The sequence below is a fragment of the Aeromonas sp. FDAARGOS 1403 genome (assembly GCF_019047325.1).
In the GTDB taxonomy this organism is placed as follows: Bacteria; Pseudomonadota; Gammaproteobacteria; order Enterobacterales; family Aeromonadaceae; genus Aeromonas; species Aeromonas dhakensis.
The window spans coordinates 1,802,501-1,814,762 of sequence record NZ_CP077249.1; the positions used below are offsets into that span (position 1 = coordinate 1,802,501).

Below are 12,262 nucleotides of genomic sequence, written 5' to 3' on the forward strand. Positions count from 1 at the left end.
TGAACCTACATGTGTAGGATAGGTGGGAGGCTTTGAAGGCGTGACGCCAGTTGCGCTGGAGCCGTCCTTGAAATACCACCCTTGTATGTTTGATGTTCTAACGCAGGGCCCTGAATCGGGCTCGCGGACAGTGCCTGGTGGGTAGTTTGACTGGGGCGGTCTCCTCCCAAAGAGTAACGGAGGAGCACGAAGGTTGGCTAATCCTGGTCGGACATCAGGAGGTTAGTGCAATGGCATAAGCCAGCTTAACTGCGAGACGGACAGGTCGAGCAGGTACGAAAGTAGGTCATAGTGATCCGGTGGTTCTGAATGGAAGGGCCATCGCTCAACGGATAAAAGGTACTCCGGGGATAACAGGCTGATACCGCCCAAGAGTTCATATCGACGGCGGTGTTTGGCACCTCGATGTCGGCTCATCACATCCTGGGGCTGAAGTCGGTCCCAAGGGTATGGCTGTTCGCCATTTAAAGTGGTACGCGAGCTGGGTTCAGAACGTCGTGAGACAGTTCGGTCCCTATCTGCCGTGGGCGTTGGATGATTGAAGGGAGTTGCTCCTAGTACGAGAGGACCGGAGTGAACGAACCTCTGGTGTTCGGGTTGTCACGCCAGTGGCACTGCCCGGTAGCTAAGTTCGGAATCGATAACCGCTGAAAGCATCTAAGCGGGAAGCGAGCCCTGAGATGAGTCATCCCTGACCCCTTGAGGGTCCTAAAGGGCCGTTGGAGACCACAACGTTGATAGGTGGGGTGTGTAAGCGCGGCGACGTGTTGAGCTAACCCATACTAATTACCCGTGAGGCTTAACCATACAACACCCAAGAAGTGTTCGAAGGCTTGTAGCAGATACCGAGAACGAAGAATTAAATCAGCTTTTTCAGATTGAAGATTTTTGCCTGGCGGCAATAGCGCAGTGGAACCACCTGACCCCATGCCGAACTCAGAAGTGAAACGCTGTAGCGCCGATGGTAGTGTGGCATTCGCCATGCGAGAGTAGGACACTGCCAGGCACCCAATTAAAGAAGCCCGCTCATCTGAGCGGGCTTTTTTATTGCCTGAAATTCAGCGATTTCTCCCCTAAGTGCGGTTCAGTTGTTCGATCTGCAACCTCTTTACTCACATTGCTTCTTGTGCGGTTTGCCCATTACGGGGCTGATATTTGTCCATCAATTCAATTGTTGAGCAGAAAAAGCACGGAATGTGATGCCTCTACCTTTCTTGCGATGCCCGCTCTGCTTTAATTCGTCAGCCCACGTTCGATGGGCCAAGGAATCACAATAATCTGAGGAATGGACACATGTTCAAAAGAACAGTAACGATGATGCTGGCGGCGGGAACCCTGGTATTAGGCGGTTGCGCATCCAATGGCGGTGCAGAGCAGGCGGCGGACAACAGCGATTTCGGTGGCAAGTCCATCTACCTGCGCGGGGAGATGAACGACTGGATGGCAACCGACGCGAGCAAGGTGGTCAAGGTGGCCGACAAGCTCTATATGGCCAAGGGAACGCTCAAGAAAGAGTGGGCTCCTTACAAGTTCAAGTTTGCCGACTCCGGCTGGAGCTGTGGCACCAACTTCGGCTACAAGAGCCCAAGCGATGGCGTTGCCGTGCTGGGTGGCGAAGCCGTACCGGTCAATCCCTGCTCCAAGTATGAGGACATGAAGTTCTCACCGGATGCGGATGGTGTCTATGAGTTCTATCTGAATATGGCTGGTGACACCCCGACCGTATACGTCAAGAAGCCCTGATCAGCGACGGGAAGCAAGCTTCCCGGGCAATTAAATGACGCGATGTAATGCCCCGGACCAGTACCCTGCTGGCCGGGGCATTTGCTTGTGGCAGGCATGACCAGAAAGCGCAAATAATTACTATATATTGTGATTTTATCTTTCACGTTGGCTATATGTAGTAATGGCTGTTGCTGTCATGAGGTCGCGGCATATCCAGGAGGTTGATTGAACATGGCTAAATCACATCCGGTGCGAGAGAGCGAAAGCGGCTCTCGTCATATTCCTCTGCAGGAGACTTCCCTCGAGATCTGGGACAGCAAGTACCGGCTCAAGAGCAAGGACGGCACTCCCATCGATGGTGCCATCGATGACACCTACCGGCGGGTTGCCCGTGCTCTCGCCGCGCAGGAGCATGACTCTGATGCTTGGTATGAGCCCTTCCTGTGGGCCCTGCGCCATGGTGCCATTCCTGCTGGTCGCATCACCTCCAATGCCGGCGCATTCGAGCACAAGCCCGCTACCTCCACCATCAACTGCACCGTGTCCGGCACCATCGAGGATTCGATGGACGATATCCTCAGCAAGGTGCACGAGGCAGGGCTGACCCTGAAGGCCGGTTGCGGCATCGGCTATGACTTCTCGACCCTGCGCCCGCGCGGGGCCTTCGTCTCCGGCGCCGGGGCCCATACTTCTGGCCCGCTCTCCTTCATGGATATCTACGACAAGATGTGTTTCACCATCTCGTCGGCGGGAGGGCGTCGTGGCGCCCAGATGGGCACCATGGATATCCGTCACCCCGATGTGGTCGAGTTTATCCAGGCCAAACGAGAGGATGGCCGCCTGCGCCAGTTCAATCTCTCCCTGCTCATCACCGAAGAGTTCGTCAAGGCGGTGAAAGAGGATGCCTCCTGGCAGCTTATCTTCCCCTACACCGCCAGGGAGGTGGGGCAGGATGGTATTGCGCTGGATGATCCCGCCCAGGTGGTCTGGGCCGACTGGCCGAACAGGGAAGGGGTGGTGTTCAACGCCTTGGGACAGGTCGCCTGCAAGGTCTACAAGACCCTGCCGGCCCGCAGGCTCTGGAACGTCATCATGACTTCCACCTACGACTATGCGGAGCCCGGTTTCATCCTGATCGACAAGGTCAACGAGATGAACAACAACTGGTTCTGCGAGGAGATCCGGGCCACCAACCCCTGTGGCGAGCAACCGCTGCCTCCCTATGGGGCCTGCCTGCTGGGATCCGTCAACCTGACCCGCTTCGTGCGCGATCCTTTCACCGAACAGGCGGCCTTCGACTGGCCCACATTTTGCAAAGTGGTGGCCATTTTCACCCGCATGCTCGACAACGTGGTGGCGATCAACCAACTGCCGCTGGCCAAGCAGCGCGAGGAGATCATCAGCAAACGCCGTCATGGCATGGGCTTTCTCGGCCTCGGCTCTGCCCTCACCATGCTGCGGATAAAATATGGCTCTGCTGCCGCAATCGCTTTTACCGAACAGGTATCCCAGGAGCTGGCCATGACCGGCTGGCGCGAGTCCCTGGCCTTGGCGAAGGAGAAGGGCCCGGCCCCCATCATGGAGCAGGAGTTCGAAGTGACCGGCAAGCTGCTGCGACTGCGCCCCGAGATGGCGGCAGACGGCATCAAGCCGGGCGACAAGGTAAAGGGCAAGGTGCTGCACGCGCGCTACAGCCGCTATATGCAGCAGGTAGCCGAGGTGGATCCCGCCCTGGTTGCCGAGCTGGCCGAAGTGGGGGGGCGTTTCACCCACCACAGCAGCATAGCGCCGACTGGCACTATCTCGCTCTCGCTCGCCAACAATGCCAGCAATGGTATCGAACCGAGCTTTGCCCACCACTACAGCCGCAACGTCATTAAGCCGGGCAAGAAGAGCAAGGAGAGCGTGGATGTCTACTCCTACGAGTTGCTTGCCTACCGCGAGCTGGTGAATCCGGCGGCCATGCCCTATGCCGAGGATGAGGCGACCCGGCTGCCGGACTACTTTATCACCGCCGACGACATCACGCCGGCGCAGCACGTGGACATTCAGGCGGCGGCCCAGCGCTGGATAGACTCCTCCATCTCCAAGACCGCCAATGTGCCGACCGACTTTCCGTTCGAACAGTTCAAGGACATCTACCTCTACGCCTCGGATTCGGGACTCAAGGGCTGCACCACCTTCCGATTCAATCCGGCAGCCTTCCAGGGCGTGCTGGTGAAGGAGAAGGATCTGGAGAAAACTCTGTACGAGTTCACCCTGGAGGATGGCTCAGTCGTCACGGCGAAAGGGAATGAGGAGATCGAATACGATGGCGAGCTGCATACCGCCGCCAACCTCTACGACGCCTTGAAGGAAGGCTATTACGGCAAATTTTGAGGACGAGTTCATGGTCAAGAAGATCGACGGGAAAATCGTCGCCTACCGGGTGAAAACCCGGGATGAGCCGCAAGCAGAGCCGGCCCAGCAGGATGCCGTGGTACAGATGCACGAGACAGTGCTGCGGCCGGAGCGGCTGATGGGCACCACCTACAAGCTGAAGACACCGGAGCATGTCTCCGAGCATTCTCTGTTCATCACCATCAACGACATAGTGCTCAATGAGGGGACGGTGCACGAGACCCGCCGGCCATTCGAGATCTTCATCAACTCCAAGAGCCTGGAACACTACCAGTGGATAGTGGCGCTGACCCGCATCATCTCGGCGGTGTTTCGCAAGGGGGGTGATGTCACCTTTCTGGTGGAGGAGTTGCGCTCCGTGTTCGATCCCAAGGGCGGCTACTGGAACAAGGGCAAGTACGTACCGTCCCTTATCGCCGAAATTGGCAACGTGATCGAGACCCACCTCACCGAGATCGGCATGCTCAAGGGGGCCGGGCTGGATGAGCACCAGCAGGCGTTTCTGGCCGGCAAGCAGGCGGAGATCCAAGCCGCGCAAGAAGCCGACGAGCAGCAGGCTGGGAGTGGTTTTCCCCCCGGTGCGGCGCTCTGCTACAAGTGCCACAGCAAGGCGCTGGTGCAGAAAGATGGCTGCATGACCTGCCTTAACTGCGGCGACTCCAAGTGCAGTTGAACCCTTGAGGGCCAGTAAAGGCCAGCTGCTGTTTTTCTGCGCAAACACGCGGGGTGCCCAAGTGATTTGTTGCGTGATGGTAAAATCGGGCGTAGCGTTGGAGGTAATAAAACTGTCACGGCTGTGTGGTTTCAATGACATCTGAGATTCACACACGTGGCACCTTCAGTGCCAAGGAGGATGCTTATGGACAATACGGACCGAAAGCTGTTTATCCTGGATACCAACGTTCTGCTTCACGAACCCCTCGCCATCTACTCCTTCAAAGAGCACGACGTGCTCATCCCCATGACGGTGCTGGAAGAGCTAGACAACATCAAGGATCGCCACAAGGATGTCAGCCGTGATGCGCGCATCGCCATCCGGGCGCTGGAGGACGTGTTCCGTGACGCGACACCCGAGCAGATAGTGCAGGGGGTGGCGCTGGCCGGCGAGGCGAGCGGCCACATCTCCATCTTCAGTGACCACCATCTGCCCCAGGATGCCGAGGTGTTCACCGACAAGGAGGCCGACAACCGCATCATCAACGCGGCCCTCTACCTGCAAAAGCACGAATTGAAGCGGCAGGTTGTGCTGGTCACCAAAGACATCAACATGCGCCTCAAGGCCAAGGGGGCCGGGCTTGCCCACGTCGAGGATTATCGCAGCGACCAGCTGATCGATGACATCCGGCTGCTCGCCAAGGGCTTCCAGACGGTGCCCGGCAGCTTCTGGGAGCGGGTCGGCGAGTGTGACAGCGAGACCCATGGCCGCGATACCGTCCACGTCATCGATGCCAAGCTGCTGGAGGGGGTTCACGTCAACCAGTACCTGATCGATGAAGAGAACTTCTTCGCCGCCCGGGTACTCAGCCACGACAACCAGAAGATCCGCATCAAGGATCTGGGGCGCGAGCGGCTGATGTCCCGCAAGGCGTGGGGGGTGCATCCGAAGAACGTCTATCAGGGGATGGCGCTCGATGCGCTGCTCGACCCGCACATCGATCTGGTGATCCTGACCGGCCCGGCGGGCTGCGGCAAGACACTGCTGGCCATGGCTGCCGCCCTGGAGCTGGTGATCGAGAAGGGGATCTACGAGAAGGTGATCGTAACCCGTAATACTCCGGAAATTGCCGAGAGCATCGGCTTCCTGCCCGGCACTGAAGAAGAGAAGATGATGCCTTGGCTGGCTGCGGTCACCGACACCCTGGAGGTGCTGCACAAGCAGGACGAGAACATGAGCGGGTCGCTGAGCTACATCATGGAGAAGGCCAACATCCAGTTCAAATCGGTCAACTTCATGCGCGGGCGCAGCATCCAGAACACCTTCGTGTTGCTGGACGAGTGCCAGAACCTGACCGCATCCCAGATCAAGACCATCATCACCCGCTGCGGCGAGGGCACCAAGATTGTCTGCTCTGGCAACCTGGCCCAGATCGACTCCAACTACCTGAGCCCGGTGACCTCGGGTCTGACCTACATAGTCGAACGTTTCAAAGACTTCGATGGCAGTGCCAACATCTTCCTGAACGGGGTGGTGCGCAGCAAGCTCGCCTCCTTCGCCGAGGAAAACCTCTGATCTGACTATCCATCCTCATATGAAAAGGGGAAGCCGACCGGCTTCCCCTTTTTTGATCCCGTCACCGGTCACAGCTCCTTTGTGCGGCCAAGGTAGCGCAGCAGCCCGGGGTGATCGCTGTTTTGCAGTATGTCAGGTTTGCCTTGCAGGGCGATGCGCCCCTCGTCGATGAACAATACCTGATCGGCGAAATCAGCAGGGCATCCTCCGGCCTGATAGTGGGAGACCATCAGCTTGTTAGCCATTCACTATGGCGCTAGAGCGCGGCCAAGGTAGCGCAGCAGCCCGGGGTGATCGCTGTTTTGCAGTATGTCGGGTTTGCCTTGCAGGGCGATGCGCCCCTCGTCCACGAACAATACCTGATCGGCGATGAGCTGGGCATCTTCCGGGTTGTGAGAGACCATCAGCACGGTAATGCCTTGCTCGCAGGCGAGCCTGGCCACCTCCGCCAGCATCTCCCGGCGCAGGGCCGGATCGAGCGCCGAGAAGGGCTCATCCAGCAGCAGTAGCGGCTTGCCGCGTACCAGGGCGCGGGCCAGCCCGACCCGTTGCAGCTGGCCACCGGAGAGCTGCTCCGGCAGGCGCGTGAGCATCTCGCCGAGGCCGACCCGGTTCGCGGCATCCTTCACCTGAGCCCGCTGAGCGGCGTTCAGGCGCAGGCCGGGGTGCAAGCCGATGGCGATATTGTCGAATACCGACAGGTGCAGGAACAGGTTGTGATCCTGAAACAGGGTAGTCACGGGCCGTGCGGCTGGGCCCAGCGGCAGCAGATCCTGATCGTCGAAGGTGAGGGTGCCGGATTCTACCGGTACGAAACCGGCGATCATGCCGAGCAGGGTCGACTTGCCTGCCCCGCTCGGACCGATCAGCGCGGAGATCTCCCCCTTGGGCAAGGTGGCGCTGAAGCTGACGCGCCAGTCCGGGTAGCTGGTCACCAGCGTATCAATGTTCAGCATGTTTTCCTCTCAAGGGGGGCGTTTGAGCGGCCAGCACAGCCGCCGAGACGGTAGCGCCGGGTCTTTTGTCTCTCAATGGTCGGCATGCTTTCCTCCAAGCCCCCGCTCTACCAACCAGAACAGGGAGAAGCAGAGGGTGAGCAGCAGCAGGGCGGTGGCGGCCGCCTCGGTCAGCCGGTAGCTGCCGAGCTGCTGATAGAGCAGCCAGGGCAGGGTGGTGAGCTCCTGACTGCCGAACATGGCGATGGCGCCGAGATCCCCGAGCGACAAGATCATGGCCAGCGCTGCTGCCTGGCCCAACGGACGGCGCAGCAGGGGCCACTCCACCAGTCGCAGGCGATGCAGGCCGTGTACCCCCAGGCTGTCGGCCAGCCGGTCGTACTGGCGCACCACCAGCTGCATGGGGGCGGAGAGGGTACGCAGCACATAGGGCAGCGCCATCAGGGCGTTGACCAGCACCACCAGCCAGGGGCCGAGGGCAAAGACATCGGCAAACGGCATGCACAGGATGAAGAGGCCGGTGGAGAGCACCACCGCCGGGATCATCAGGATCACCGAGCCACTGGTCTCCCACAGGGCGGCGGCCCGCCGCTTGTGCTCCCGAACCCGCAGATGGCGGCTGGTGAGCAGCAGGGCGCTGCCGAGCAGGGTGGCCAGGCTGCCCGCCGCCAGCGCAATCAGCAGCGACTGGCCGCTGGCCAGCCACAACTTGCCTGAGGTCAGGGCATCCGGCAGGCCGGGATTGAGGCCGGCCACCACTATGGCCAGCAAGGGGGGCAGGAATACCGCCAGCCCGATGGCAAGGGCGAGGGCGTCCACCAGGCCGCTGCCCGGCTGATGACGATCCGGTCGCAGACAGGGGCGATGAGAGGTGATCCGGCTGGCCGGGCTACTCTGCAGCTTGTGCTGCAGCATCAGCAGGGCGGCGGTCAGGATGAGCTGGACCAGCGCCAGTCCGCCGGCGGTGGCGAGATCGAAGTCAAAGCGCAGCGCCTGATAGACGGCCACCTCCAGGGTGGTGGACTTGGGGCCGCCCCCCAGCGCCAGCACGGTGGCGAAGCTGGTGAAGCAGAGCATGAAGATGAGGCTGGCCAGCCCTGGCAGCTGGGCCCGGATCAGCGGCCACTCCAGCAGCTGGAAGATATGGGAGGAGCGCATGCCGAGCTGGCTGGCGAGGCGCCAGGAGGATTCGGGGATGCTCTCCAGGCTCTGCAGCAAGAGACGCGCGGCCAGCGGCATGTTAAAGAAGACGTGGGCCAGCAGGATGCCGAACAGGCCGTAGAGGTAGTTGCCGGGAGCGAGCCCGAACCCGTGCAGCAGTTGCGGCAACCAGCCCTGCTTGCCATGCACCGCGACGATGCCGAAGACGGCGATGATGACCGGCAGTACCAGCGAGAGGCCGAACAGCTTGATGAGCAGGGTGCGCCCCGGAAAGCGGCGCCGCGCCAGGGCGCGGGCCACCGGAATGGCCAGTCCCAGGCTCAGCAGGGTGGAGAGCAGCGCCTGCCAGAGGCTGAAGCCCAGCACGTGGCGCATGTAGGGATCGGCCAGCAGGGTGCGAGGGGCTAGCCCCCCGGCCTGCCACAACAGGGCCGCCAGCGGCCCCAGCGACAACAGCAGGATCAGGACGGTGGCGGCACTGCCCGGCAGCCACCAGAGCAGACGCGTCTCTGGTTTCACGAAGAGACGACTCACTGGGTAACGGCTTGCAGCCACTCGCGGATCCAGCTCTTGCGATTGGCGGCCACCTCGTCAGAGCTGAAGGCGAGCGGCTTAGCTACGGTGATCATCTGCTCGAAGCCCTTGGGCAGTTGCGTGTCGATCACCGGATACATCCAGTTGCCGGTCGCCATCTCGTTCTGGAAGGCGGGGCTTATCATGAACTGCAGGAACTGATCCGCCAGCTTGCCCTGCTTGGCATTTTTGAGCTTGGCGGCCACTTCCACCTGACGGTAGTGCCCCTCTTCAAACGCCGCGGCCTGATACTGGGACTTGTGCTCGGCAATCAGGTGATAGGCGGGTGAGCTGGTATAGGAGAGCACCATGTCCGCCTCACCATCGAGGAACATGCCGTAGGCCTCTGACCACCCCTTGGTGACGGTGACCGTCTTTTTGGCCAGTTGCTCCCAGGCGGCGGGGGCCTGGTCACCGTAGACCGACTTCATCCACAGCATCAGCCCCTGGCCCGGGGTGGAGGTGCGGGGATCCTGATAGATGATCTTGAGGTCGGGCCGCGCTACCAGCTCTTTCAGGCTCTTGGGGGGCAGCTTGAGCTTCTCCTTGTCGTAGACGAAGGCGAAGTAGCCGTAGTCGTAGGGGACGAAGGTGTTATCCTGCCAGCCGCCGGGCACCTTGAGGCCATCCAGCTTGGTGGCGTGAGGGGCGAACAGGCCGCTCTGCTTGGCTTCACTGACGAGGGCATCGTCCAGCCCCAGCACCAGGTCGGCCTTGCTGTGTTTGCCCTCCAGTCGCAACCGGTTGAGGATGGCCACGCCATCTTCGAGCGGTACCAGATTGAGGGTGCAGCCGCACTCCTTCTCGAAGGCCTGTTTGATCTTGGGACCCGGGCCCCACTCGGCAGTGAAGGAGCTGTAGGTGTAGACGGTGAGGGTATCCGCCGCGAAGGCCTGAGCGGAGAGCAGGCCGGTGGCGACCAGCAGCAGGGTTTTCATGGGTGGCACTCCCTTTAGCAATGAGGTGCCAGCGGATGAGGGCGCAAAAACGAGCGCCATGCCTCAAATTCCTCCGCCAGCATTATCTGGATCAGGTTCACGGGTATAATCTCAGCGGTAGACCGCACCCCGTTTGAGAAACGCACCGCATTGTATTAACGTTCTTGGGGGGAGGCCAGCACAATTGTTTCTGCGGGCCAGCGAGACGGATCAGCTCAACAGAGGATGTTTGCGTGATCACCAGCACCAAGGAAAGACGCGCCTTCCAGCGCATGATAATCAATGCTCCCGTCACCATCTTCCAGCAGCAGCAGGTGCTGGAGGGGGTCTGCCGGGATCTCAGCGCCAACGGCATGGGCATCTCGGTGCCGGAGCACCAGCTCGATACGACCCAACCCATCCGGGTGAGCCTGGCCACCAACAACAACCTGTTGCCCCCCTTCGAGGCGCAGGCCCGTATCATCAGGGTGCTGGAAGAGGAGGACGGGCTCTTGCTGGCCATCGAGTTCCAGTCCCTCGCCTGAGCCATCCACCTCCTTGCCTCCATCGACCAGCCCTACGCTGGTCGCTTTCATTTTGGCCTGTCCCCCCTTGTTTTCATGACGTCCACCACCTATTTGTCGGTGCGAACCGGCTGCACGCTGAGCTGCTTGCTGTCGATGAAGGTCTTGCTGGTCGGCGCCAGTTGACCCATTGCCAGCTGGACCGGGCCGGTGGGTTCCATCAACAGGTAGGTTTCCCCTTCCCAGCTCAAGGTGGCCTCGCCCGGCTTGGCCGGCAGGGCCACTCCCAGCAAGGCGTGACCCGGTACGAACACCATGGCCTGTTTCAATTCGGGAAAGAGCTGGGCCAGCATGGCGGCCATCAGTGTCACCTTGCTGTCGCAGTCGCCCTGATTTTGCTCCAGTACTTGGCGCGGGCTGAGAAAGCCCTTGCCTTGGCGGCCCGACTGGCTGTCGAGCAGTTGATAGGGGATGGCCTGCACGAAGTCGAGCATGTGGGCCGTGGTCTTCTGGCGCGCCTCGGTTTCCGTGCTGCCCTGCTGCTTGAGCTGTTCGGCCAGCGGCGCCAGTTCGCTGCGGCTCTCCAATGCGATGCGCACGTGATCCTGCTTGATGGCGGCGGCACCGTCGGGGGCGGTGAACGGCTGAAAATAGTGCAGCTTGAGCCACTCTGCCTCCTGTTTGTCGCGCTGCTGGGTGAGCCAGCTCATGGCTTTGGCTACCTGTTCGGGCTGACGACCCTTGAGCCTGAGCTCCATCTCGGGGCGGGAGAGGGAGAACTGCACGGCGGGGAACTCGGCCACTCCCTGCTGCAGCAGGCTCTGCAGCACGTCCTCCTGCATGCGGGCCGACCGATAGGCGATGAGCGGCGGCAGCTTGCCTGCCTCCAGCCGATAGGTGAGTTGCTGCACCTTTCCGTCCTTGTCCTGCCAGCCGACGTTGAGCTGACCGCCACTGCTGTTGAAATAGGTCTGCCCGGCGCAGACCGGCAGCGCCAGCCAGAGGCCGCAGAGCAGGGGGAGGGCGAGTGTCATCTTCATCCAGGTGTCTCGTCGGGTATGCAGAAGTGGCGGGCCATGGCGTGCACCTAGGCCTGACAATAAAACAGGGAGCCAAGGCTCCCTGTTGATTCTACTCGTTTTTTGCAATTGGCTGCTTAAATCCAGCTCGGCTGTTTCGCCTCGAAGGCGTTGATGGCGGCCTCGTGCTGCAGGGTCAGGCCGATGGCATCCAGCCCGTTGAGCAGGCAGTAGCGACGGAACTCATCGATCTCGAAGCCGAACGTGAGGCTACCTGCCCGCACCTGATTGGCTTCCAGATCTACTTCGATCTCGATGCCCGGCTGGGCGGCGACCAGCTGGAACAGGGCGTCGACCTCCTCCTCCTTCAGGCGCACCGGCACCATGCCGTTGTTGATGGCGTTGCCGTAGAAAATGTCGGCAAAGCTCGGGGCAATGATGGTCTTGAAGCCGTAGTCCGCCAGAGCCCAGGGGGCGTGCTCGCGACTCGAACCGCAGCCGAAGTTTTCGCGGGCCAGCAGGATGCTGGCGCCGGCGAACTGCGGTTGGTTGAGCACGAACTCGGGGTTGGGCTGCAGACCGGCATCGTCCAGGAAGCGCCAGTCGTGGAACAGGTGCTTGCCAAAACCGATGCGATTGACCTTCTGCAGAAACTGCTTGGGAATGATGGCGTCGGTGTCGACGTTGGCGCTGTCGAGGGGAACGACGATCCCTTTATGCTGTTTGAATCCTGTCATCTATCTTCCCTCTTACAGTG

Annotated in this window: 11 protein-coding genes, 2 rRNA genes and 1 riboswitch (1 of these 14 only partly in view); of the genes, 7 read left to right on the forward strand and 6 right to left on the reverse strand. The window is 60.7% G+C overall.

What is annotated here, in order from left to right; all coding sequences use genetic code 11:
• The 6 genes from I6L33_RS08640 to I6L33_RS08665 form a co-directional block, all read left to right on the forward strand.
• Positions 1-807: ribosomal RNA gene (locus tag I6L33_RS08640) — 23S ribosomal RNA — on the forward strand (it extends 2,082 nt beyond the left edge of the window).
• A gap of 84 nt (positions 808-891) precedes the next feature.
• Positions 892-1,006 (forward strand): 5S ribosomal RNA (gene rrf, locus I6L33_RS08645).
• 287 nt (positions 1,007-1,293) lie between these two features.
• On the forward strand, positions 1,294-1,743 hold the full coding sequence (locus I6L33_RS08650) for a pullulanase (RefSeq protein WP_005304399.1): 450 nt from the start codon (positions 1,294-1,296) through the stop codon (positions 1,741-1,743).
• Positions 1,744-1,956: 213 nt separating this feature from the next.
• Positions 1,957-4,104, forward strand: a complete 2,148-nt coding sequence (locus I6L33_RS08655; RefSeq protein ID WP_216973901.1) for an adenosylcobalamin-dependent ribonucleoside-diphosphate reductase — start codon at positions 1,957-1,959, stop codon at positions 4,102-4,104.
• A 10-nt stretch (positions 4,105-4,114) separates the two neighbouring features.
• Positions 4,115-4,798 carry an NrdJb gene (locus I6L33_RS08660; protein WP_216973902.1) on the forward strand — a complete coding sequence of 228 codons (684 nt, stop codon included), beginning with the start codon at positions 4,115-4,117 and terminating at the stop codon, positions 4,796-4,798.
• A gap of 186 nt (positions 4,799-4,984) precedes the next feature.
• A complete protein-coding gene (locus I6L33_RS08665) occupies positions 4,985-6,355 on the forward strand; it encodes a PhoH family protein (protein ID WP_017763817.1) in 1,371 nt (456 codons plus the stop codon).
• A 68-nt stretch (positions 6,356-6,423) separates the two neighbouring features.
• Here I6L33_RS08665 and I6L33_RS08670 read toward each other — a convergent pair whose 3' ends face one another.
• The 4 genes from I6L33_RS08670 to thiB all read right to left on the reverse strand — a co-directional run bounded on the left by I6L33_RS08670 (position 6,424) and on the right by thiB (position 9,983).
• Positions 6,424-6,600, reverse strand: coding sequence for a hypothetical protein (locus I6L33_RS08670; RefSeq protein ID WP_017782139.1), 177 nt, complete (start codon positions 6,598-6,600; stop codon positions 6,424-6,426).
• A gap of 3 nt (positions 6,601-6,603) precedes the next feature.
• Positions 6,604-7,311: a thiamine ABC transporter ATP-binding protein gene (thiQ, locus tag I6L33_RS08675; RefSeq protein WP_216973903.1), complete on the reverse strand. Its 708-nt coding sequence runs from the start codon at positions 7,309-7,311 to the stop codon at positions 6,604-6,606.
• Positions 7,312-7,383: 72 nt separating this feature from the next.
• Positions 7,384-9,006: a thiamine/thiamine pyrophosphate ABC transporter permease gene (gene thiP, locus I6L33_RS08680; protein WP_216974114.1), complete on the reverse strand. Its 1,623-nt coding sequence runs from the start codon at positions 9,004-9,006 to the stop codon at positions 7,384-7,386.
• Entirely contained in the window at positions 9,003-9,983 is a 981-nt protein-coding gene (gene thiB, locus I6L33_RS08685; protein ID WP_216973904.1) for a thiamine ABC transporter substrate binding subunit, read from the reverse strand. Before thiB ends, thiP begins: the two co-directional genes overlap by 4 nt.
• A 51-nt stretch (positions 9,984-10,034) precedes the next feature.
• Positions 10,035-10,125, reverse strand: a riboswitch (TPP riboswitch).
• Between the two features lie 91 nt (positions 10,126-10,216).
• Here thiB and I6L33_RS08690 point away from each other — a divergent pair.
• On the forward strand, positions 10,217-10,507 hold the full coding sequence (locus I6L33_RS08690; RefSeq protein ID WP_005304376.1) for a PilZ domain-containing protein: 291 nt from the start codon (positions 10,217-10,219) through the stop codon (positions 10,505-10,507).
• A gap of 89 nt (positions 10,508-10,596) precedes the next feature.
• On the opposite strand, the gene I6L33_RS08695 is transcribed toward I6L33_RS08690, so the two are convergent.
• Together I6L33_RS08695 and leuD are read right to left on the reverse strand one after the other, a co-directional pair.
• The gene (locus I6L33_RS08695; RefSeq protein ID WP_216973905.1) at positions 10,597-11,526 is read right to left on the reverse strand and encodes a transglutaminase domain-containing protein; all 930 of its coding nucleotides are present in this window, start codon (positions 11,524-11,526) and stop codon (positions 10,597-10,599) included.
• A gap of 116 nt (positions 11,527-11,642) precedes the next feature.
• The gene (leuD, locus tag I6L33_RS08700) at positions 11,643-12,242 is read right to left on the reverse strand and encodes a 3-isopropylmalate dehydratase small subunit (RefSeq protein ID WP_216973906.1); all 600 of its coding nucleotides are present in this window, start codon (positions 12,240-12,242) and stop codon (positions 11,643-11,645) included.
• Positions 12,243-12,262 lie beyond the last annotated feature (20 nt).